Source organism: Saccharomonospora sp. CUA-673, assembly GCF_001942305.1.
In the GTDB taxonomy this organism is placed as follows: Bacteria; Actinomycetota; Actinomycetes; order Mycobacteriales; family Pseudonocardiaceae; genus Prauserella.
The window spans coordinates 51,277-72,944 of sequence record NZ_MKKE01000044.1 but is presented as its reverse complement, the minus strand read 5'-3'; the positions used below and the strand labels follow the sequence as shown (position 1 = coordinate 72,944).

24 protein-coding genes are annotated in these 21,668 nt (G+C 65.2%); 18 read left to right on the top strand and 6 right to left on the bottom strand.

Annotated elements, in window-relative coordinates; all coding sequences use genetic code 11:
• The first annotated feature begins 4 nt into the window (after nt 1-4).
• The 6 genes from BJF85_RS18665 to BJF85_RS18645 all read left to right on the top strand — a co-directional run bounded on the left by BJF85_RS18665 (nt 5) and on the right by BJF85_RS18645 (nt 5,721).
• Nucleotides 5-1,456, top strand: coding sequence for an aldehyde dehydrogenase (locus tag BJF85_RS18665; RefSeq protein WP_075849369.1), 1,452 nt, complete (start codon nt 5-7; stop codon nt 1,454-1,456).
• Nucleotides 1,457-2,060: 604 nt separating this feature from the next.
• Nucleotides 2,061-2,219: a lasso RiPP family leader peptide-containing protein gene (locus BJF85_RS27465; protein WP_139320711.1), complete on the top strand. Its 159-nt coding sequence runs from the start codon at nt 2,061-2,063 to the stop codon at nt 2,217-2,219.
• Between the two features lie 8 nt (nt 2,220-2,227).
• Nucleotides 2,228-4,027 carry an albusnodin/ikarugamycin family macrolactam cyclase gene (locus BJF85_RS18660; protein WP_083666532.1) on the top strand — a complete coding sequence of 600 codons (1,800 nt, stop codon included), beginning with the start codon at nt 2,228-2,230 and terminating at the stop codon, nt 4,025-4,027.
• Between the two features lies 1 nt (nt 4,028).
• Nucleotides 4,029-4,295 (top strand): PqqD family protein, encoded by a 267-nt coding sequence (locus BJF85_RS18655; protein WP_075849365.1) that lies wholly within the window; start codon nt 4,029-4,031, stop codon nt 4,293-4,295.
• The gene (locus tag BJF85_RS18650; RefSeq protein WP_083666531.1) at nt 4,292-4,738 is read left to right on the top strand and encodes a lasso peptide biosynthesis B2 protein; all 447 of its coding nucleotides are present in this window, start codon (nt 4,292-4,294) and stop codon (nt 4,736-4,738) included. The genes BJF85_RS18655 and BJF85_RS18650 overlap by 4 nt, the downstream gene beginning before the upstream one ends.
• Nucleotides 4,735-5,721, top strand: coding sequence for a methyltransferase domain-containing protein (locus BJF85_RS18645; RefSeq protein WP_075849361.1), 987 nt, complete (start codon nt 4,735-4,737; stop codon nt 5,719-5,721). The genes BJF85_RS18650 and BJF85_RS18645 overlap by 4 nt, the downstream gene beginning before the upstream one ends.
• A 136-nt stretch (nt 5,722-5,857) precedes the next feature.
• On the opposite strand, the gene BJF85_RS18640 is transcribed toward BJF85_RS18645, so the two are convergent.
• The 3 genes from BJF85_RS18640 to BJF85_RS27460 form a co-directional block, all read right to left on the bottom strand.
• The gene (locus tag BJF85_RS18640) at nt 5,858-6,223 is read right to left on the bottom strand and encodes a hypothetical protein (protein ID WP_255375746.1); all 366 of its coding nucleotides are present in this window, start codon (nt 6,221-6,223) and stop codon (nt 5,858-5,860) included.
• 8 nt (nt 6,224-6,231) lie between these two features.
• Complete coding sequence (locus tag BJF85_RS18635; protein WP_255375745.1) at nt 6,232-6,594, bottom strand: hypothetical protein; 363 nt, start codon at nt 6,592-6,594, stop codon at nt 6,232-6,234.
• 117 nt (nt 6,595-6,711) lie between these two features.
• Nucleotides 6,712-6,969, bottom strand: coding sequence for a hypothetical protein (locus BJF85_RS27460; RefSeq protein WP_139320710.1), 258 nt, complete (start codon nt 6,967-6,969; stop codon nt 6,712-6,714).
• 166 nt (nt 6,970-7,135) lie between these two features.
• On the opposite strand from BJF85_RS27460, the gene BJF85_RS18630 reads away from it, so the two are divergent.
• Complete coding sequence (locus BJF85_RS18630) at nt 7,136-8,344, top strand: helix-turn-helix domain-containing protein (protein WP_075849519.1); 1,209 nt, start codon at nt 7,136-7,138, stop codon at nt 8,342-8,344.
• A 41-nt stretch (nt 8,345-8,385) separates the two neighbouring features.
• On the opposite strand, the gene BJF85_RS18625 is transcribed toward BJF85_RS18630, so the two are convergent.
• Nucleotides 8,386-9,144, bottom strand: a complete 759-nt coding sequence (locus tag BJF85_RS18625) for a DUF2637 domain-containing protein (RefSeq protein ID WP_083666530.1) — start codon at nt 9,142-9,144, stop codon at nt 8,386-8,388.
• 446 nt (nt 9,145-9,590) lie between these two features.
• Here BJF85_RS18625 and BJF85_RS18620 point away from each other — a divergent pair, with 446 nt between their 5' ends.
• The 4 genes from BJF85_RS18620 to BJF85_RS28085 all read left to right on the top strand — a co-directional run bounded on the left by BJF85_RS18620 (nt 9,591) and on the right by BJF85_RS28085 (nt 12,158).
• Nucleotides 9,591-10,268 (top strand): TetR/AcrR family transcriptional regulator, encoded by a 678-nt coding sequence (locus tag BJF85_RS18620; RefSeq protein WP_075849357.1) that lies wholly within the window; start codon nt 9,591-9,593, stop codon nt 10,266-10,268.
• Between the two features lie 76 nt (nt 10,269-10,344).
• Nucleotides 10,345-10,758, top strand: coding sequence for a PaaI family thioesterase (locus tag BJF85_RS18615; RefSeq protein ID WP_255375744.1), 414 nt, complete (start codon nt 10,345-10,347; stop codon nt 10,756-10,758).
• Nucleotides 10,759-11,281: 523 nt separating this feature from the next.
• Nucleotides 11,282-11,827, top strand: coding sequence for a hypothetical protein (locus BJF85_RS18605; RefSeq protein WP_139320709.1), 546 nt, complete (start codon nt 11,282-11,284; stop codon nt 11,825-11,827).
• A 169-nt stretch (nt 11,828-11,996) separates the two neighbouring features.
• A complete protein-coding gene (locus BJF85_RS28085) occupies nt 11,997-12,158 on the top strand; it encodes a hypothetical protein (RefSeq protein ID WP_158057004.1) in 162 nt (53 codons plus the stop codon).
• A 707-nt stretch (nt 12,159-12,865) separates the two neighbouring features.
• On the opposite strand, the gene BJF85_RS18595 is transcribed toward BJF85_RS28085, so the two are convergent.
• Nucleotides 12,866-13,462: a TetR/AcrR family transcriptional regulator gene (locus BJF85_RS18595; RefSeq protein WP_075849348.1), complete on the bottom strand. Its 597-nt coding sequence runs from the start codon at nt 13,460-13,462 to the stop codon at nt 12,866-12,868.
• Nucleotides 13,463-13,507: 45 nt separating this feature from the next.
• Entirely contained in the window at nt 13,508-14,008 is a 501-nt protein-coding gene (locus tag BJF85_RS18590; protein WP_083666527.1) for a MaoC/PaaZ C-terminal domain-containing protein, read from the bottom strand.
• 89 nt (nt 14,009-14,097) lie between these two features.
• On the opposite strand from BJF85_RS18590, the gene BJF85_RS18585 reads away from it, so the two are divergent.
• Genes BJF85_RS18585 through BJF85_RS18555 form a run of 7 tightly spaced genes read left to right on the top strand, consistent with a single transcriptional unit; the run spans nt 14,098 to nt 21,620 of the window.
• Nucleotides 14,098-15,690, top strand: coding sequence for an AMP-binding protein (locus BJF85_RS18585; RefSeq protein ID WP_075849346.1), 1,593 nt, complete (start codon nt 14,098-14,100; stop codon nt 15,688-15,690).
• Nucleotides 15,687-16,526 carry an enoyl-CoA hydratase/isomerase family protein gene (locus tag BJF85_RS18580; RefSeq protein ID WP_075849344.1) on the top strand — a complete coding sequence of 280 codons (840 nt, stop codon included), beginning with the start codon at nt 15,687-15,689 and terminating at the stop codon, nt 16,524-16,526. Before BJF85_RS18585 ends, BJF85_RS18580 begins: the two co-directional genes overlap by 4 nt.
• On the top strand, nt 16,523-17,659 hold the full coding sequence (locus BJF85_RS18575) for an acyl-CoA dehydrogenase family protein (RefSeq protein ID WP_075849342.1): 1,137 nt from the start codon (nt 16,523-16,525) through the stop codon (nt 17,657-17,659). Before BJF85_RS18580 ends, BJF85_RS18575 begins: the two co-directional genes overlap by 4 nt.
• A 52-nt stretch (nt 17,660-17,711) precedes the next feature.
• On the top strand, nt 17,712-18,482 hold the full coding sequence (locus BJF85_RS18570) for an SDR family NAD(P)-dependent oxidoreductase (protein WP_075849340.1): 771 nt from the start codon (nt 17,712-17,714) through the stop codon (nt 18,480-18,482).
• 48 nt (nt 18,483-18,530) lie between these two features.
• A complete protein-coding gene (locus tag BJF85_RS18565; RefSeq protein WP_075849338.1) occupies nt 18,531-18,929 on the top strand; it encodes a Zn-ribbon domain-containing OB-fold protein in 399 nt (132 codons plus the stop codon).
• A 16-nt stretch (nt 18,930-18,945) separates the two neighbouring features.
• Entirely contained in the window at nt 18,946-20,124 is a 1,179-nt protein-coding gene (locus tag BJF85_RS18560; RefSeq protein ID WP_075849336.1) for a thiolase family protein, read from the top strand.
• The gene (locus tag BJF85_RS18555) at nt 20,109-21,620 is read left to right on the top strand and encodes an esterase family protein (RefSeq protein ID WP_139320708.1); all 1,512 of its coding nucleotides are present in this window, start codon (nt 20,109-20,111) and stop codon (nt 21,618-21,620) included. Before BJF85_RS18560 ends, BJF85_RS18555 begins: the two co-directional genes overlap by 16 nt.
• Nucleotides 21,621-21,668: the final 48 nt, after the last annotated feature.

Here is a 21,668-nt window from a genome sequence, read left to right as displayed (position 1 = left end):
CAAAATGGATGTAGAAGCGCAAAAGCCCGATTGCAGCAAGAACTTTATTGGCGGCCAGTGGCGCGACCCGGCCCAGGGTGAGTACTACACCAACGAGGATCCTGCCCGCCAAGTACCTTTGGGGGAGGTGGCCATCGCCGGCGAAGCGGATGTCGACCACGCGGTGCATGCTGCCCGGGAGGCGCTGAACGGCAAGTCCTGGGGGCGGATGTCGCCAGCCGACCGCGGACGGTTGCTGTGGCGCATCGGCCAGACGATCCGAGAACGCGGCGAGTATCTGGCCCTGCTGGAATCATTGGATACGGGAAAACCGTACACTGAGGCGCTACACGGTGACATTCCCCATGCGGCCGGCGCATTCGAGTATTATGCCGGCTGGAGCAACAAGATCACGGGCGAGGTGCTCCCGATACCGTCGAGCTATGTCGACTACACGCGCCATGAGCCACTGGGAGTGGTGGGTGCGATCGTGCCCTGGAATTTTCCCTTGCAGATGGCCGCAGCGAAAATCGCCCCAGCCTTGGCGACGGGCAACACCGTGCTCCTCAAACCCGCCGAGCAGACGCCGCTGACCGCCATGGCGCTGGCTGACATTCTTTCCGAACTCGACGTGCCACCGGGTGTGGTCAACGTATTGCCCGGCTTCGCCGCGACGGGCGCAGCCCTCGTGGCTCACCCAGGAATCGACAAGATCACGTTCACCGGATCGACCGCAGTCGGTAAATCCATCATGCGCACTGCGGCGGATACCCTCAAGCGGATCTCCCTCGAGCTCGGAGGCAAATCGCCCAACCTCGTATTCGACGATGCCGATCTCCAACGCGCGGTGCGCGGCGTCGCGACAGGTATTTACTACAATCAAGGAGAGATGTGCACCGCGGGATCCAGGGTCTTGGTGCAGGATAGCATTTATGATCAATTCATGGACGCGTTCCTCGCGGCGCTCAGAGACCTACAACCTGGGGACCCACTGGACAAGAACACTCGTCTGGGCTCGCTCGTGTCCCAGGAACAATTCGCGCGGGTCAGCCACTACGTCACGCTTGGACAGCAGGAGGGCGCCACGCTGGCGCTAGGCGGTGCGCCCGGCGCCGATCGTGGCTATTTCTTCCCCCCGACGGTGTTCACCGAAGTCCAGCCGCACTCGCGCCTCGCGCAGGAAGAGATCTTCGGTCCTGTGGTGGCAATCACACGTTTCGCCGACGAGGCGCAGGCGCTCACCCTCGCCAACGACGTCAACTATGGCTTGGCGGCCGGCGTGTGGACCACCGACCTGGCCCGCGCCCACCGTGTTGCCCACGGTCTGCAAACCGGCACCGTTTGGGTCAACACCTATAACGCACTCTGGCACGAAGCACCCTTCGGCGGCTACAAGGAAAGCGGCCACGGACGCGAAGGCGGACGCGCCGGAGCCGAACTTTACACCCAGACCAAGAACGTCTGCATCCGAATCTAAACGAATACCGGTGTTGCCGAACTATCTCCACGAGCCCGGGGACTGGGGCGCGTCCGAAATCCGTACACGCCCCTGGTGGTGTCTGTCGTCAGGCGGTGATTGTGATCAACGGACCTCCTCAGTGTGCCAGGAACTCTCGCACTCCAAGAAGGCCGAAAATCGGGCCGATTTTGGACACCCAGCCCGCCACATTCACGCGGACGGGTCAGTCCGGTGGTGCAGCTCGCCGTGTTGGTCGAACTGCGGACAGGTCGGGAGGTGTCGAGCCCGGATGCGCCCGTGTCTGCGTGGGGCTTCGGCTTCGTGCTGCTTGTCCGCTCTCAGTGCCTTTGGCCGTAAGGGGGTAGTTGTTCTCAGGAAGTTGGAGGACGAGCGCCCCGCCGCTGTTGCGCTGTGACCAGGGATGCTGTTCCGTTGCTGGCGGCAACTCGGCGGGCAACTCATAAGTTGACTACGCAGTTGCCCACGGAGTTGACCGCCGAATTGCCGTGGGTCCGCAGGGCTTCGGCGGCTTGCGGCCATCTGGGGGACTGATCTTGCGCGGCGTGTTCGGAGGCGGGCAGGGTCGCACGCGGGTGAATGCGCGCGGGAAGGAAAGTCCGCGATGGATGGCGAGATCGTGGAGTACCCGCGTGATGCTGGTTCCGTGGGCGCGCCACCGCAGTACGAGACGCCCGTGCTGGACGAGGTTGGCGACGTGGCCACGCTGACCAATGGCACGTCGTTCGATGACACCGCTGACCGCAAGCGCTGGTACTACTGAGCGGCGGCATGTGGTGGATACTCGGCTCGCACGAGTATTCCCTGCCTGAGTGCGACCGGCCGTGCCTGACCATCGCTAGGCAGTGGCGACTGTGGCACGGCCGGGTCGCACCCGGTCACGGAGTACGGCGTGTGAGCGTTGCTGGATGTGACCTGGTGTTACTCGGCTCCTGTCCGGCGAACGATGCGGAGCTGCGCCGGGTAGCGCGTGAGATTGCCGCTGGCCAGGTAGACGCCTTGCAGCGTGTCGACGGCAGCCGCGTCGCACTCGCGGCGCGGGGCGATGAGTTGCTGATCACGGGCGATTTGGCTGGTCAGCGCCCGGTGTACTACCCGCGTGCGTCCCGCGATGGTCTCGTGGCGGGATCGCACGCGCGCCCGCTGGCTGGGAGTGCTGGGCTGGACTGGGACTGGTTGGCGGCGCACTTGCTGGTGCCGGGGGCAGCGGACGTGTGGTGGACGGGGACTCCGTGGCAGGGCGTGAATGCGCTCCGGCCGGGCTGGACGATGCGGGTCGCCAGCGACGGTGGGACCACGCAGGCGTGCCGGGTGGTGCTGCCCGCGCGAGCGCGAACCGTGGAAGACAGCGCCCCGGCCTTGTCCGAGGCGCTGGATTGCGCAGTGCGCAGCCGCGTCTGCACCGCGGGCCGTCCGACCGCGGACTTGTCCGGGGGCTTGGACTCGTCCACGCTCGCGGTCCTGGCTTCGCGTCTGGTGGATGAATTGCCCGCGTTGACGGTCGCTACCGAGGGCGTGGACGACGCCGACGTGGCGGCCCGAGCAGCACGGGAGGTGCCCGGCCTGCGGCATCACGTTGTCGCCGAGCCTCCGGCGCTGCTGCCGTACGCGGAGCTGAACCGTGTGCCGCGCACCGACGAACCGTGGCTCGGCGCGACGACCAGTGCGCGGGAGCGCTGGTGGATGCAGCAGGTCCGCGCCGAGGGCTCCGATGTGCACCTGTCCGGCGATGGTGGGGATGGTGTGCTGCTGGCGACCCCGGCCTATCTCGCCGATCTGGCCTCACCTCGGCAGGCGCGGACGCTGTGGCGACACGCCGTCGGATGGGCGCGGCTGCGCCACCAAGCGCCGCATGCCCTGCTCCGCGCGGCCGTGGCGTTGCGTGGCACCAGCTACGGGCAGGCGTGCTGTGTCGCCGCTGACCAGCTCATCACGGGTACACGAGCCGGGCGTGGATGGGCGGGGCTGGTCTCCTGGTTCCAGGTCGGCGCGGCGGCCGAGTGGGCAACCCACGAGGGACGCGCCGCCGTGGCGCGCATGTTGCGCACGCACGCCGACACCCACACGCACGCGAGCGTGCCGGGCCGGATGGGCATCGGGGACTCGTCGGCCTTCCTCGCGCTGAACGCCTTCGCGCGACAGCAGCGCTTGGACGCCGACGTGGCCGCACAGTGGTCGGTCAACCATCACGCCCCGTACCTGGATGACGGCGTGGTCCGCGCGTGCTGGTCGGTGCCCGCGTGGCAGCGGACCACGCCTGAGCAGGCCAAGCCGCTGCTTCGGCACGCGATGAACGGCACCGTCCCGGCAAGCGTGCTCGAACGACGGACAAAAGGCGACTACACGACTTCCGCGTATCAGGGATTGCGAGCCAACGCCGACACGTTGCGCGAGCTGATCCACAACTCGCGACTCGCCGAAGCCGGGATTCTCGATCGATACACACTGATATCCGCGCTGGACCGTGGGGTCAACGGGCAGAGCATCCGGCTGGCCGCATTCGATGCGGTGATCGGCACGGAATTATGGCTGCGCGCCAACGAAGACAGGGACACAGCGGAAAGGTCGTAACATGCGAATCACCGCCGAACCCGGCGTGCACACAACCATCCTCGATGACGGTTCCCTCTTCGCGGTCTCGCCCACAGGAAAAGTGTTCCGCGCGAATCCGACAGCGGCGGCGATGTGGACCGCGATCGTGGAATCGGACGGTGATGCGGATCAGGTTGCCGAGGCCGTCGCGAACCGATACGGCATCCCCGGTGAGCGAGCCCGGTCTGACCTGGCCATGCTGGCGGGCACGCTGCACGACGCCCAGCTCATCCGGTGGCAGTCATGAGTACGCCGATGGCCTCGCCGCCGACAACGATCCGGCCTGGACGTGTCCGCACCCTCGCCGCAGCCCTCGTGGTCACGATGGTGCGGGTCGCTGTGACCTCGCTGCCGTTCGGCCGGGTCACGGGGTTCATCCGCCGCATCAGCGGCGGGCGCCAAGCCACCCGAGGCGAGGCGGCGCGAGCGCTGCACGCGGTCGACGCGGCAGCGGCCTGGCTGCCCTTCCGGATCGCGTGCTTGGAACGTTCACTCGCTGGGTTGGTCCTGCTCGCAGCACGTCGCCGCCGGGTGACCTGGTGCCTGGGCGTGCGGCAGACTCCCCCGATCGCCATGCACGCCTGGCTCGCTGACACGGCCGGAGTCCCGATCGCTGAGAGTGACACTATGCCCACCTACCGCACGATTCTGACCGTACCGTCCGACCAGACAGGAGAAACCACGCAGTGACCACCGCGATTGACTACGAATACTGGACCACCGACGCCCACACCGGTGAGACCATTCCCCAAAGCAGTAGCCCTGCCAGGATCGCGGACATGGTTGCGCTGGCCGATATTGAGCCGGGAATGCGCGTGTTGGAGATCGGCACCGGTACCGGATACACCGCCGCCGTGCTCGCGGAAAAAGTCGGCGCATCAGGGTATGTGGTCTCGGTGGACGTAGACCAAGAATTGGTTACCCGCGCCGCCGATTTGCACAAGAAATCCGGAAATACTCACGTCGAGATTCACCACGCCGACGGCACCACGGGGCGGGAAAACGGGGCTCCATACGATCGCATCATCGGATGGACCACCCCGCATGTCCTGCCGGAACCCTGGGTGCGGCAATCCGCTCACCGCGCGGTCATCGTGACCCCGGTCAAGATCGCCGATATCGCGAACGCGCACGCGGTCATCCGGTGCCGGATCGAGCACGGCAAGCCCGCCGAGGCCAGCGCCCAGCCGGGCAGCTTCATCGAGATGACTCCCGAACCGGTGACTGACTTCGGTCAGCCGTTGCGCTACGTGGACAGCATCGTCACTACCGAGGCGGGCGAGCGCGCGTGGATCAGCATCAGCGGCCACAGCGTCCCGCCTGAGCAGGCGGACGCGATCACGCGCCAGCTCGCCGCCGCCGAACCACAACCGGAATGGATCGATCCCGCCTGCTGGCGGGAGTTCACCGCCTACATGCTGGGAACCCTCAGCGACGGCACGCCGATCAGCGCCAGCACCGGCACCGGGCAAGGCTTCGGCTTCACCACCAGTGACAGCGCCGTGCTGGTACTGCGCGACGGCTCGGTGGCCGCGTGCGGCACAGCGGCAGCGCTGGCCACCCTGCGCGGCATCCGCGATGCCTGGGAGCGGGCGGGCCAGCCCGGATACGACGCCGCCACCGTGGCGTTCACCGCAGCCGACGACGGGTGGCGTCCGTCCCTGCGCTACTAGGCGGAGACCGCAGCACGGAAGGGGCGGGGAAGTCCTTCTTCCCCGCCCCCTCGTGAACCGAGTGGCGGTGGGTGAATGCGCGCATCGTTGCGGGCAAGTGCCACTCGGAGTCCTGGGTGTGCGGACGGCGTGCTGGTCAGCGACCGTCCGCGTCATCCGTGGGCCAGCCGGGCGGCGCGGCGACGTAGGGCCGCCGCCACGAGCTGGTGTGGGGGTTGCTGGTGGTCAACAGCCAGTCCAGGGCGTTGACCGCGTAGCCGGATCCGTGCTCCACGATGCGGCCGTGCTCGGTGGGGTGGCGGTAGTCGAACCGCGCTTCGGCGCGTACGGCGTGGGCCAAGCCGTTGGGCCGCAGCGCCAGGTACTCGACGTATCCGGCGCGCACCCGCCATAGCCGGGTGCCGCTCAACGTGCCGTCGTCGGCATCGGGGAGCGGCTGGAAGCCTTCGGCGTGCAGGCGTCGGCCCAAGTCTTCGGCAGCCTGCGGGGACAGCGGACTCATGGCCGCTTTCACCGGGCACCAGGCACCCAGAGGGAACTGGAGGCGTGCCGGGCCGTGCTTGGTGCTCCGGGCGCACCGTGGGGAGGCAGTTCCAGGAGCGCGGTGATGACCTCGGCGACCGTGCCGGTCGTTTCCCACAGCGGGTCTCCCTCCGGGTAGTCCTCGGCGCGGAACCGGGCCGCGATCGCTTCGGTCATCCCTCGCAGCGTGTAGGTCTCCACCGCACCCTGCGGCGTCCAGCGCTCGGCGTAGATCGCCTCCACCGCACCGCCATCGGGAGCGCGCAGGTTCACGAATCGGAACCCGACGTTCATGCTGCGCTCGATCGCCGTGATGTGGGGCGTTTCCTCGCTGGTAACTGGTGGTGTCATCGCTGTATCGCTTCCTGGTGGAAGGCGGCGGCCCTGTCGGAGGTCGGGGCCGGCGACAGGGCCGCCGCCGCTGGTACTCGGCCGGGCCGTTCGGGGGTGCGCCCCGGTCGAGCGGGTTCAGCGGCACGGGAACGGCAGCACCCGTGCGTGCCGTCGCGTCTCAATCGTTCGGGCCTGCTCGTCCAGGTGACTCGCCAGCTCGCGAGCAGCGGCGGGAGTCATCAGCGCGGCTTCGCCGGGCGGGGCCAGCAGCACCACGCGCTCGCCCTCACGCTCGGTGTAGAGGGATACCGTCCTGGGACGCTGGAGCCCGTCGGTGCAGCCGACATTCCGCCTGGTAGGCCGCCGTGTACTGGGCCGCTTCGCCGTGGTCATCGCGCCCTCCGTACTTGTGATCTTCCGGCGTACGGTGGTGACGCTATGGGTACGGTCCTGCGCAAAGTGACAAAGAGGTGACAAGATCGGAGATCATGGCCAACGGCGGTGGACTGACTCCGTAGCATCGTGTGCAGGACACGACCGAGGGATGGAGGTCGCGCGCATGGACCAGCCAGAAGGCGGTGTAGCACAGCGGGTTGCCGAGGCGCGCAAGCTCGCTGGGCTGACGCAGAACCAGCTGTCCCAACGGGCGAACGTGTCCGCCTCGCTCGTGCGCAAGGTCGAGCAGGGGCGGGCTCCTGCCTCGCCCGCGTTCGTCTCCGCCGTCGCGCGAGCGCTCAACACTGGGGTTGCCGACCTGCTGGGCCAGCCGTTCGAGCACCGCAGCAGCCGCGCCGAACACCGGATACACGCCACGATCCCGCCGCTGCGCCGCGAGCTGGCCGCCTACTCCATTCCACCCGACGAGGCCATCCGTCCGCGTTCGATGGACGAGCTGACAGCCGCTGTCGCGCAGGCTTCCCAGCACCGGCACGCCGTCAACCTGGACGCCCTCGGGGCGGAACTACCTGGCCTGCTCTCCGAACTGCGCGCGAAGGTCTGGAGCTGCACCGACGCCGAGCAGGAGCGCGCGTACTGGCTGTTGGCGGAGGCGTACTATGCGGCCAGCCAGGCCGCCTACAAGCTCGGCTACATCGATCTCGCCTCGCTGGCCGTGGACCGCTACGAGTGGGCCGCCGAACAAAGCGGCGACGAGCTGGCCGTGCTGGTCGGGCACTACCAGCGCGCGGGCGAAATGATCGGCGCGGCCGACTGGAACAGCGCCCTGCGCCTGCTCGACCAGAGCCGGGCACGCATCGCCGACCGCATTCGAGGCAGCGACGCGCCCGCCATCGCTGTGTGGGGAAACCTGCACCTCAAGTCAGGACTCGCCGCCGCCCGCTCCGGCGACTTGGCGACCGCAGACGACCACTGGAACGAAGCCAACGAGGCAGCCCAGCGCCTCGGCAGCGACCGCGACGACTACCGCCTGTGCTTCGGCCCGACCAACGTCAACATCTGGTCTGTCGGTCTCGCGGTCGAGGCGATGAACGGCACCGAGGCCGTCAAGCGCGCCGAACGGTTCGACATTCCGCCGCACACCCAGCGCGAACGCGCCGGACACCACTGGATCGACGTAGCGCGCGGCTTCCTGCTGCACGGCGACCACGACAAAGCCACCCGCAGCCTGTACAAGGCCAAGGAAACCGCGCCACAGCAGGCCAAATACCACCCAATGGTCCACGAAACCATTCGCACCCTCGCCCGCGCCCGCCGCCGAGCCGATCCGGTCGCACGACTAGCCACCTGGGCAGGCGTGCAGAACATATAGCCCAGCGGGGTCGCCTCTCGGAGCGCCCGGAGCGGGCGCCCTCACGCGCCTGCCGCGAGCGCAGGAACCGGCTGGGAGTCCCCAACGGCCCCCACATTCGCCCGCCCGCCCGGCGGCGTGCCGTTCTCAGCGATCCACCCAGCCTGACGCCACCGGCGCAGCACCCGACGCCCGTAATTGTTCGTTCCCGCCACGCGATCCAGCTCCGCGCCGGTCGGCGTGCGGCCCTTGGCACGCTCCGTCTGGTGATACGCCCACATTCTCTGCTCCGCCGTCGGCTGCTCCATCGAGCGGGACTCGCCCGAGACCACCGCGAGCCGGACTGGCGACGCGGTCTCGCTCCCCGTCTCGCTGGTCTCGGTACTGGTCTCGCTGGCGGTCTCGGCGCGGTGGCGCTTGAGCGCCCGGTTCAGCAACTCGACCGACAGCAGCAACGCCAGCGGCGGACACGCGGCCACGGTGACCGCGAACACGCTCAGCTCCGGGGCAGCGGCCACATTGGCGCACAACGACAAGGTGACTCCGAACAAGAAGGCAGCCCAAGCCGACCACCGGCCGCTGTCGCGGTGGCCATGTCCGGTTTTCCACAGCTCGACGGTGGCCGTGAGCACCATGCCGTCCACGATCAGCGGCCAGATCGCGGCCATGATCTCATCCGCGCCGAACCGCAGCGCAAACTCACGCCCATGCCGATACGAGGCGTAGGCCGCGCCGAGGCAGACCAGAGCAACACACGTGCTCTGAAGCCACAGCGCCCGGCTCCGCCGAGGCGTTCCAGTGTTGTTCCGCTCGACGGTCACCGCTGACCACCACCCACACGACGAGTGCCCACCGGCTTGATCCGGATCTCGGGGCCTTCGGCCGTGAGGGTGTTCGTGTTCTGAAGCATTAGGCCCTCGGCTGCGACCGAGATCGGTAGTGACCCGGTCAGCACCCCGACGAACATCAACGCGACGGCCAGTAGCACCGGTGTCAGCAATCCAGCAAACCGACGCCACCGGGTGCGCCCAGTCCCCGGTTCGGCGGTACCGGTCGCGGAGTCAGAAGCGGTTGCCATCATCGATCACCTCCGGCAGGCGTGATGCCAACCGCGTGAGCGAGCAGGGCAGGGCGCGGTGGCCCGCCCGGGCGCTGTCGGAGCCCTGCGTTGTGCCCACGGGTATCGCCTCCGCTATGGACCACTCAAATTCTGACAGTAACTACGGTCAGAATGATTTCTGACAGGCATGTATGTCAAGATGGGTCTGTGGCGGAGCCGAAACGCAGCTATCGGGGTGTCAGTGCCCAGCAGCGGCGTGAGCAGCGGCGTGAACAACTGTTGGAGGCCGGGCTCGATCTGTTGGGCACCCACGGATGGCAGCAGACCACGATGACCGCCGTCTGCTCGCGGGCAGGACTGACCGAGCGCTACTTCTACGAGAGTTTCGCTCACCGTGATGAGTTGCTGCTGGCGGTGCTGGACCGGATCGCGGCGCAGGTCCGCGATCTCGGGTTGCGCGCGCTGGCCGCCACCGACGGTGACCCGTACACGAAAGCCACAGCGGCGATTACCGCGTTCGTCGACCTGGTCACCGACGATCCGCGTATCGGCCGCGTGGCCATGCTGGAATCCGCCGTCGCCGACCCGTTGCGCGCCCGCCGACACGAACTCCTGCACGAGTTCGCCCAGTTGATCGCCTCCCAAGCCCGCGCCCTGCACGGCGCCGACGCGCTGTCACCACCGCATGACCAGATCGCCGGGCTCTTACTCACCGGCGGCCTCGCCGAACTGCTCATGGCCTGGCTCACCGGCGAGCTCCCGGTCAGCCGCCAGGACATCATCGAGGTCGTCGCCGCTCAGTTCGCCGCCACCACCCGGAGAGCCGGTAGGCCCCCGACGCCACCGGCTGATCTTGCACTCGAAAGGCGAACACCCGATGACTGATCCCGCACTCACCCCGCTGCCACCGCACCATTCACAGTGTCTGGGCTGTGGTCCGGACAACCCGGCCGGGCTGTGCTTGGCCGTCTACCGCGATGGTGACGCCGTATTCACCGATATCACTTTCGACACACGCCATCGCGGCGCCCCGGGCCTGGCCCATGGCGGGGCAATCTCGATGGCCTGCGACGACCTGTTCGGGTTCGTCCTCTACCTCGTACAAGAGATCGCGGTCACACGCACCTTGACCGTCGACTACCTGGCGCCCGTGCCCCTCGACCAACCCCACCGCATCACCGCGCGCCTGCAACACCAGCAGGGCAGGCAGCTCCACCTGGAAGCCACCGGCACCGGCCACGACCGCATCACCCGGTTCACCGCCACGGCCCTGTTCCTCATCGTCGATCACGACCACTTCGCCGCGCACAGCCGCGATACCGACCTCCAAACCATGCTCACCCAACACCAACCACACGATCACAAACAGTCCTGACTGCGAGGGGATCGGAGCAAGCGTGGGGCGCGTTCGGAACCGCCACCCGTCGTGAGCACACATGTGGGATGAGCCCGGACCATGCACTCGACTGGGGGCAATGCCGGACCTGGGACCAGGAGCCCCTGGAACAGGAGCCACGACGAACACCTCCGGTCTTCCTAGCTGTCAAGCGGCGACCGGTTCTGTGGGCGCAGCAGCGGGCTGGTGGAAGGCCTTGGTTTCGTCGTAGTGCCCCTGTGCTAGGAAATGTAAGACGACGATCTGCTGGGGCTGGGCATTCTCGGTCTCTGATCGCGATCACTATGCGGCGGTAGCCCGTGCTTACTGTGTACGACTTCCTGCGCCGACTCGTCATGGATTCGGGCGCCCGAGCGGCGTTCGACGCCGACCCGCGCCGATGTCTTGATGAGGCCGGCTTTACGGACCTGCCCGTGCCTGAGCTTGTCCACGCCGCGTCATTCCTGCTCGATTCGCCCCGGTCGATGTCGTGGACTCGCGTCTGCAAGCACTGGGGCCGCGGGTGAGCACGATCGTCGGGAGTTCTGCCGATCACGCGGCGCTGCCGCTTCTCGTGCCACACCCGAGAAGTGGCCAACACGATATGGAGTTGAACACGCCCACACCCGAAATCTTTTCCCCGCTGGGAGACGTTGACGAGATGCTGCGTCCCGCTGAGGCTAGCAACACCGAAAACTCCTTGACCGAGGATTCGCACAGCCAGGACGTCTCTGGGTCGATGAACCCCGTTCTGTCGGGTAACGACCTGCAGCTCGACCACCTCGTCGGTGACCTCAACGCTGCCGGGGTGGCCGGTGATCTGAACGGGGTCAGCCAGTCCGGAGACGTCAACGCGGGGACCGTGGCTGGCAACGGCGTTTCCGACGTGGTCGGGGTGTGCACGACCCGTGGCTGGGGGTGCGTGGGGTGTCCGGGTCCGCTCGGACCGCACTCATACGACGCCCCGGCCAGCGCGGTTGTTCAGGCCATGCGCTGGCCGGGGCCTGTCATCTCCAACCTCGAAAGGGGAGCGGTTTCATGCTATCTACCCGCGCCGACGATGACCTGACCGATTTGGCCGAGGCCGTGGGCGTGCTGCGTTCGTTCACGCCCGCGTTCCAGGGGGTGAGCGCGTGACGTGCACGGGTACCGGCGGCAGCCATCCGTACGCCACCGCCGGTGGGGACGGGCACTTCTACTGCGCCGAATGCGGACAACAGGTGCGTTAGGAGAACTCCATGACTGAGGTCCTACATATCAACGACAAGTTTTTCCCGTGGAGCGAGCCGGTCGGTCCGGTGGACACGCTGTGCGGGTACCGGTTGGCCGCCGAGGAGGGGGCGCCGGAGGACGCGCCCTACTGCACGGAGTGCGCCCAGATTGCGGGGTGGGCGTTATGAGCGGCCCGCAAAACCCACTGGAGGGCGCGTTGGCCGCGAACTGGCCAAGCACCGGGTGATCCATCCGGCTGCGGCTGAGCGGGTGGGAAACGCGGTGGTGCATGCGTGGGAATCCGGTGACCTCGCGTACAGCACGGTGCTGGACCTCGTTCCCCGCCACGGCGGGCGTGCTGACCAGCGCGCGATCGCGCTCAGTGTGCGCCGATTCGGCATTGCACTTACCTGACCGCCGGGTGGGGCGCGGACGAGCCGCCAAGCATCCCCGCGCCTCACCCGGTCACCAACCCCCTACCAATCGAGAGGAGGCGCTACGAATGTGCCACACACATGCCGAGGGTGACCGCGTCACCATCAGCTCCGCACCGGACACCGTCCTGTGGGCGGTGTCCGGCGAGACCGGCACGGTCACCGAGGTCGAAACGGACTCTGTCACCGTGCAGTTCGCGGACCGCCCCTTGCGGATGGACCTGCCCGCCGAGGTGGTGGTCCCCGCATGCGACTTGCGACCAGGATCGAGAATCAACGAGGGAACCGGGTTACGCTTCACCAGCGGAGTGCCTTTCAACACGGTGGATATTGACCTTCGACAAGCCAAGTCTCCCGCGCTGAACAGGCACTTCCGTGCATTGAGCCCCCAGTGTCGCTCGAACACCCGCGAAATCCCTCGGCTAGTAGCGGGGGCCATGACTCAGTGACGGTGCACGATGTCATTCGGGCTGATCCAGGCCTGGTAGCGCTCCGCTGAGAAGCACCAGCATGTCCTTAGCCAACTCATTTGGGGTGGTGGGCCCGCTCGGGTCATACCATCGATACAGCGAGGTGAACGTGGTCAGTATCAGGTTGGCCAGGACCCCAGTCTCCATCCGGCGCTCGAGGCCCTGGCTGTCGAGGTGTTCGTCGATGAGCCGGGCGAAGTCGTAGGTGACCTTTCGGGACCACTCACGGTAGGAGCGCCGTGCGTCGTCGGGCAACTCGGAGAGCTCGCTCAGTACGGTGGCGTAGTAGATGCGGTTGCGGGTGGCCGATTCGATGTGTAGCCGCACCAGCGCACGTAACTTTTCTGCCGGTGAGGATGGTGTGTCCAACACCTTCCGCAGCTCGACGGTGAGCTCGTCGGTGGCCATGGCGACCATCTGTTTCAGCAACCACGGCTTGCTCTCGATGTAGTTGTAGATGGTCGGCCGGGAGATCCCCGCCGCTTGGCAGATGTCGTCGATCGTGGTGTTGCGGTATCCGTTGGCCTCGAACACCTCGGCCGCTACCGCGACGATCTTCTCAGTGCGCGTGGCCTTGTGTCTGGGCACGCCTTCTCCTTCCAGTGTGCTGGCCCGGTCCAGCTCTACTCCAGTTTACTCAGTGGCAACCTGAGCACGACCGGGCTCGCTTGCGGGGCGGCAGTGGACATAGCTGTCGAGTGCGACCGTAAACACTGTTTGCCCCCGCTGGTTCTCCAGGCTCCCCTCGAGCTCGACTCTGACTCGGTTCTTTCGCGGCGGTTCCACCGCGACCACGCGGACCGCGCCGGTGAGCACGTCGCCAGGGAAGACCGGAGACGGCAGGTGCATTTCGCGGAGCCCGCGCCCGGCCAGAACGGCCCAGCGGGAATACACCGCTGCCACGGCGAGCCGCTGGAACATGGCGAAGGTGTGGACACCGCTGGCGACGACGCTCCCGAAGTGTCCCCCGTCGCCGATGTGCAGGGGTAACGGGTCCCACTGCCGTGCGAAGGCGCGGATCTCTTCCTCGGTCACGAGGTAGTCCCCCAGCTGATGGGTGATGCCCACCTGCTGGGCCAGTTCCTCAGCGTAAACCAGGTCGGGCTCCGTTGCGGGCCCGTCGATGTCGTTCACGGCGGCTTACCTCCGAGGGTTGACATGGGCTGTGCGGACGGATTCAATGCTAATTAATCAGTTAAGTTTTCGGAAGTGGAGGTGGCCCGATGAACCCCCAGCTCTCCGACGCCTTCGCCAGCGGCGCTACGTATAGCGATCTCATCGTCGAGGTTTTCGACCGGTTCTGCGACAAGGAGGCGTTCGTCCTGGGTGAGCAACGGATGACGTTCTCCGAGGCCGCTGCGTCGATGAGCCGCATCCAACAGGTGTTGGCCGGTCTGGGTGTCGCCCGTCGCGACGGCGTCGGCGCACTGAGCGTCAACTTGCCCGAGGTCTGGCTCGCCCAGGCAGCGACGTACCTGCTTGGGGCGCGCTATACCGGTCTGCACTCCATGGGCTCAGTCGATGATCACGTGGCGATCTGCGACGAAGCCGAGCTAAAAGTCCTCGTCGTGCATCCGCTGTTTGCCGCGGCCGGCCAGCAGATCGTGGAGAGCTCCCGTACCGTGAAGCATCTGCTTGTGTTCGGCGAGGCCGATGTCGGCAGCAATCTCTTCGACCTCATGGCCGAGCACCAGCCTCGGGCGCTCGAGCCTGGCCCGGCAGCCGAAGAGGACATCGCCTGGCTCCAGTACACCGGCGGCACGACCGGCAAGCCCAAGGGCGCCATGCTGCCGCACCGTGCGATGGTGGAACTGACCAATGCGACCCTGGCAAGCTGGCAGATCCCGACCGCGCCTCGCTATCTCGTGGCCCCACCGATCACCCACGCCAGCGTGCTGCCGCTGTTTTCCACGTTGGCGCGCGGTGGCACGGCCGTGCTGCAGCAGAGTTTCCAGCCACAGGCATACTTGGAAGCGATCGAACAGGAGCAGATCAACTTCACCTTTATGGTCCCCACGATGCTCTACGCCCTGCTCGATCACACCAAACCAGACGAGTACGACGTGAGCTCGCTGGAGACGATCTGTTATGGGGCGGCGCCCATCACACCGACCCGCCTTGCCGAGGCCCTTGAAAGGTTCGGACCGAAGTTCGTGCAGGCGTACGGCCAGACCGAATGCGTCGGTGTGACGACCAGCCTCCTGCGCGAGGAGCATGACCCGCACGGTCGCCCGGACCTGCTCACCTCGTGCGGTCGGCCGGTGATCGGGACCAAAGTAACCATTCTGGACGACTCCGATCAGCCGGTCCCGGACGGCACTCCTGGTGAGTTGTGTGTGCACTCGCGCGCGGTCATGTCCGGCTACTGGAAGATGCCCGAACTCACGGCGCAGACGTTGCGCGACGGCTGGCTGCACACCGGGGACATCGCCATCCGGGACGCCATAGGTTACCTGCACATCGTAGACCGCAAGAAAGACATGATCATTACCGGCGGCTTCAACGTCTACCCCAAAGAAGTCGAGGACGCCATGGCCAGCCATCCTGACGTGGCCTCAGTCGCAGTCGTCGGCCTGCCCCATCCCAAGTGGGGCGAGGCGGTCACCGCCTACGTCGTCTCACGCGAGGGCGTCACCATCGACCACGAGGCCCTCAAGGCCCACGTCCGCGAGGCAAAAGGCCCCCACCAGACTCCCAAGGACATCATCGTCATCGAGAGTCTACCCACGACCGCAGTAGGCAAGATCGACAAGAAGCAACTCAGGACCATCGGCTCCGGAGTCGAGACGCCAGCCGAACAGGGGGTGTCTCAATGAGCCAGCCGACGACGAACGAAGACGCACCTGTCCTACGCGAGGACCACGACGCGGTAGCGTGGATCACCCTCAACCGGCCGGACGCCATGAACGCGTTGAACCGGGACCTGATCGCGGACCTCGGTGGCGTCGCGGACGACATCGCGCATGACGAGACCGTCCGGGCGGTCGTCATTACCGCCACTGGCCGCGCCTTCTGCGCAGGAGCCGACCTCAAGGGGTTGCTCACCCCGGACGGTGAACTGGAACCGGAGCAATTGCTGCAGTTTGAACGCGAGGCTGCCCGCATCTTCGGTCGTCTCGCAGCGTTACCCAAGCCGGTGATCGCCGCTGTCAACGGAACCGCCTTGGCCGGCGGCATAGAGCTCGTGCTGCACTGCGACATCGTCCTCGCCTCCGAGGAGGCACAGATGGGTGATGGCCACATCAACTATGGCCTGCTGCCCGGCGGGGGCGGGGCGAGCCGCCTGTCTCGGGTGGTCGGCCCCACACGCAGCAAATACCTGGCCTTCACCGGGATGCTGCTGTCAGCGGCACAGTGCCAGCCGATGGGCCTGGTCAACGAGGTCGTCCCGGCCGACCAGCTTGCCCAGCGAGCTGGTGAGCTCGCCACCCAGATCGCGACCCGGAGTCCGAGCGCCCTTCGTCTGTTCAAGCAAGCCATCGACGATGGTCTACAGCAGCCGCTGGCTACTGCACTACGACTGGAACACCTGGTCACTGCCGAGCATTTGCACAGCGGCGATGTCAACGAAGGGCTGGCAGCGTTCCGGGAGAAACGCACGCCACGATTCGGCTCCGCCGAAACCGACGAACCGGAGTCCACACATCAATGACGGACCAGACTGAGCTCGACGATTTCCGGGAGACGGTTCGAGCCCTTGCCCGGAACACATTCATGGACGGCTATCTTTCACGCGCCAAGAGTGAGTGCTACCCGTACGACACGCTTCGCACACTTGGGCGGAACGGGCTGCTCGGGCTGTGCATCCCCGAGGAAATGGGTGGTCAAGGAGCCGGACTGCAGGCTCTCGGCATCGCCTGCGAAGAGATCAGCTACGCCGACAACGCCTGTGGCTACCAGGTGTTCGCTACCAACGTGACGGCCAACTTGCTGACACGATTCGCCACGCAAGAGGTGCGTGAACGCTGGTTGCAACCAGTCATGGACGGCGACGTGGTGGCGGCGATCGCACTCACCGAGCCAGACACCGGGTCCGATGCACAGGCCCTGTCCACCAAGGCGACAAGAGTAGACGGTGGTTGGGAGCTCTCCGGTGAGAAGACGTCAATCACCCAGGCCCCCGACGCCACCGTGTCGATTGTCGTCGCCCGAAGCTCGGAGTCGGACCGTATCAGCGCCTTCGTTGTGCCGATGGACCAGTCTGGCATCTCCCGTCAGCGGTTCGAGGATCCAGGATTTCGCCCGGTGGGCCGCGGGTCCCTCGTCCTGGACTCCGTCTTCGTGCCCGAGTCTCACCTGCTTGGGAACGACGGCGAGGGCTTTTCCCTGATCATGAAGGAGTTCGACCTCACCCGCACATTGATCGCCCTCATGGCAGTCGGCATCGCCCAACGAGCCATCGACCTAACGATCGAACATGCCAAGAACCGCACCACGTTCGGCAAACCGCTGAGCCACTACCAAGGTGTGACCTTCCCGATCGCGGAGCATCTGACGTATCTGCGTGCCATCCGGGCACTCGCCGCATCGGCGCTGCAGGCCCCCGGGCAGGACCGGCCATCCACTGTCGACGCCGCGATGCTCAAATGGTGGGCACCCCAGGTCGCTTTCCAAGCCGTGCAGGACTGCATCGTGCTGCACGGCCACCTGGGCTGGTCCGAAGAGTTGCCGCTGCAGGCACTCCTGCGTGACGTGGCCGGGTTTCAGATCGGCGACGGTACCCCGCAAATCCAGAAACTCATCATCGCCCGCCACGCCATCGGTCCCGAGGTCATGGACCGCTGAACCACCGCCAGCACGACCCACCGCCCACAAGCGCGGACCAAGGAGAACGCACATGAAGATTGAGGGATCGGTCGCCGTGGTGTCCGGTGGCGCCTCAGGCTTGGGTGAGGCGACCTGTCGACGCCTGCTCGACCTAGGGGCAGCAGCTGTCGTCGCGTTCGACGCCAACGCCGACCGTGGCGCCACTCTGGAATCCGAACTTGGCCACCGCTACCACTACATCCAGGTCGATGTCAGCGATCTGGGGCAGGTGGAAGCCGCCGTCGCACAGGTGCAGGAAACTCACGGCGCTATCCACTTCCTCGTCAATTCCGCGGCCGTCGGCGTCCCCGCCAAACTGCTCGGCAGCAAGGGTCCCATCCCCATGGACGTCTTCGACACAGGAATCAAGGTCAACCTTTATGGACCGATCCACATGATGCGTAGCATCGTGCCGAGCATGGCCAACAACGTACCCACCGAGGACGGTGAGCGTGGCGTCATCATCAACGTGTCTTCTGGTGCCGCGTTCGAAGGCCAGACCGGACAAGTCACCTACAGTGCCTCCAAGGGAGCACTCGTGGGACTGACCATGCCGCTGACGCGGGAACTGTCCACCCACGGTATCCGGGTGATGACCATCGCGCCGGGCGCGTTCGACACCCCGATCTATTCTCAGGTTCCCCAGCAGGTGAAAGACGGCATCATCGACCAGTGCCTCTTCCCGAAACGAATGGGTCACGCAGCCGAATTCGCTCTCTTGATCGAGGAGATTCTGCGTAACCCCATGCACAACGGTCGAACCATCCGGCTCGATGCCGGCGCCATCCTCAGTCCGACCTGACTCGACGCCGCCCACCACCCATACCAGCAACGAGGCAAGACTGCTCCCATGACGACCCAAACCGCGCTCCGCGAGGACACCTTCCGGGAAACCCCGGATGGTTTCACCCTGCTAGCCAGCCGTTGCCACCACTGCGGCCACGTGTCCTTCCCCCCGGCCACCCTTTGCGTGGCCTGCCGCGCAGAAGCTCTCAAGCCCATCGACCTCGGTGGCCGGGCTGAGCTGCTGTGCTCGACCACCGTGCACATGCCCAGCGAACACTTCGCCGCCGGATACACAGTCGGGTACGTGACGATGCCCGGCGGGCAACGGATCTTCACCCCGCTTGCGCCCGCCGACGACACGCCACTGACACCCGGCATGCCCCTGAAACTTGAGATCGCTGCGATGTGGCAAGACGACGGAACAGACATCGTGGCCCATCGATTCGTTCCGGACCCGGCCTGAGGAAGGGTGGATTTCCATGCGTGACGTGGCCGTCCTCGGAGTAGGACAAAGCGAGTTCGGCAAGTTCCCCGAACGCACCATCGCCGCAATGGGAGCAACAGCCGCGCGTGCCGCCATCACCGACGCTGGGATCGACGCCAGTGAGCTACAGGCAGCCTTCGGATCACGCGTCTACGATGCGACGATTACCAGCCAGACCATCCTGAAGGACCTCGGTATCACCCGCATCGAAATGGTGAACGTGGAAAACGCCTGCGCAGGTGGCTCCACGGCGGTACGCAGTCTCTACAAGGACATCGCCGCAGGCTACATCGACGTCGGTATCGCCATCGGGGTCGAATCGATGACGACCAGCCCCATCGCCGGCAAGCTCATCCCGCCAGACAAAGACGACCTAGACGGTCAGCTCGGTCTGACCATGCCAGTGTTGTTCGCCCTGCAGGCACAGCGTCTCATGGAAACCCACGGCGCTACACCCGAAGACTTCGCCCGAATCTCCGTCAAAGCCCACGACCACGGCGCACTCAACCCGATGGCCCAGTACCGCAAGCAGTTCACCGTCGAGGAAGTGCTGCATTCACGCATGATCGCCGACCCCATCACGCTCCTCCAGTGTTGCCCCAACACCGACGGTGCAGCAGCGGTCGTGATGACCTCAGCCGACTTCGCCCGCAGATACACCGACACCCCCGTACGGATCATCGGATCCTCACTCACCTCCGGGGGTTATTCCTTCCATCGCGCCGACCTCACCAATTTCGAGCTCGGTGCCCGCGCGGCAAGCGAAGCCTACGAACAAGCAGGCATCGGACCCGAGGACCTCGACGTGCTCGAGATCCACGATGCTTTCGCCAGCGAGGAACTCATCCACTACGAAGACCTCGGTCTCTGTCCCCGAGGAGACGCTGTCGGCCTCCTGCGATCCGGTGCTACCGCACTCGGCGGCCGAATCCCCGTCAACCCCAGCGGCGGCCTACAGTCTCTGGGACACCCCCTCGCAGCATCAGGCGTCCGCGTCATCGGCGACATCACCAACCAACTCCGCGGTCGCTGCGGCGACCAACAAGTACCCAACGCTCAGGTCGGACTCGCGCAAATGCTCGGCGGCGTCGCCACCGGCCTGGACGCCGGCGCCGCCAGCGTCCACATCCTGGCCAGGCCAATGCGGAAGGACTCAACGTGTTGCAAAAACTAAATTTCCGAGGGTTTGTTTGTCTCATCGCTGGTGTCTTGGCTGTCACGGGTTCCGTGTTGGTTTCTCCCGACTCGGCATCGGCAACGCAACCACCACCCATGACAGTCCCTATGACGGTGCCACTAAACGAGCTTCCAGAACCGTACGCCGACTGGGATGTGCAAGTGACGCCGGTGGATGGTAACCAACAGGTGTTGCATCTGACCTTCAACAGTCCGCTACTTGGGCAACGCATCACTAACACTGTCCATGTGCCGGACAGGTACCGCCGCACCGGCCCTCAGACACCAGTCATGTACTCCTTGCATGGCACGGTATTCTCACCCATCGATAACTGTGCACTGAATCAGGTCACTGGTCAGTTAACCTTGCTTCGTATGCTGGCCTGCGGCGGTGGATACTTGCAAGACAAGCTCTACAATGTTCCCTCGCAATTAAGCGAAATGAACTTTATGGTGGTGTCCCCTGACACCAATCCGCAAAATTCTATCTGCGAGACGTGCGTATGGATTGACGGGCGAGACGACCTCCTCCCGAACATCCACCCGATTACGGCGAAGACACTACCGACAGACTCATTCCTCCATCAGGAACTGTATCCGCTAGTCGAAACGCTATTCAACGTACGAAACGATCGAGGCGGCCGGGGCGTAATTGGGTTTTCTATGGGCGGCTGGGCCGCGTTACTGCAAGGGATGATCCATCCGGACAAATATGCCTACGGCGCATCGGTTAGCGGTGTATATGACATCAAGGAACCAGTTATACAGACCACGCTCGCCAACCCTATTGGATATCTTCGCGACCAGGGGTACGGGACAAGCGTGACTCACCCAGTCTGGTGGAGGCAGTACAACCCTAAGGGGATCGTCCAGAACATTAAAAACACTGACGTAAAACTATTCCTGAGTAGCGGCAACGGCTGTGTGAACCCACTCGATCTGCTTACAGAAGAGAAGTGTCAGGGAGAGTATTCGCCGACACGCGCCCCACTCGGCCTTGTTGTCGAAAGCGAGCTCAGTCTCAACCGCATGATTGCGGTACGTGACCTAAAATCGAAAGGTATCGACTTCCAGGCGGTACAGACGCCTGGGACGCACGGTGCCAACAATGCGGAAATGTTCGCGAAGTATGTTATCCCGGGGGCGAACAAGAAGTTCAGCAGTCAGACAACGAAGCCTGAAACGTTCTTTTATAAAACGGCAATACCGCAGTTTTCGATCTGGGGCTACGACGTTGCTGTTGAACGAACGAAGCCAGTATTCCTCTCCATGAGTAAGGCGCGTACGGATGGTCGGAGCTTCACTCTCGCCGGGGCGGGAAGCGCAACCGTGACAACTCCCGACAAGTTCGAACCCGGCCAGACCTACACAGTGACCATCTCTTCTCACGACGGGCAACGGTCACAACACTCCGTCACTGCGGGAAAACAAGGGCGCGTATCCGTCAACGTGGACCTGCATGGAGACAAACCAGTCACTGTCAAGGTACGGTGACGGCCTCGCGAGGAAACACAGCAACGTGAGTGTCTGCTCAAAAAAATT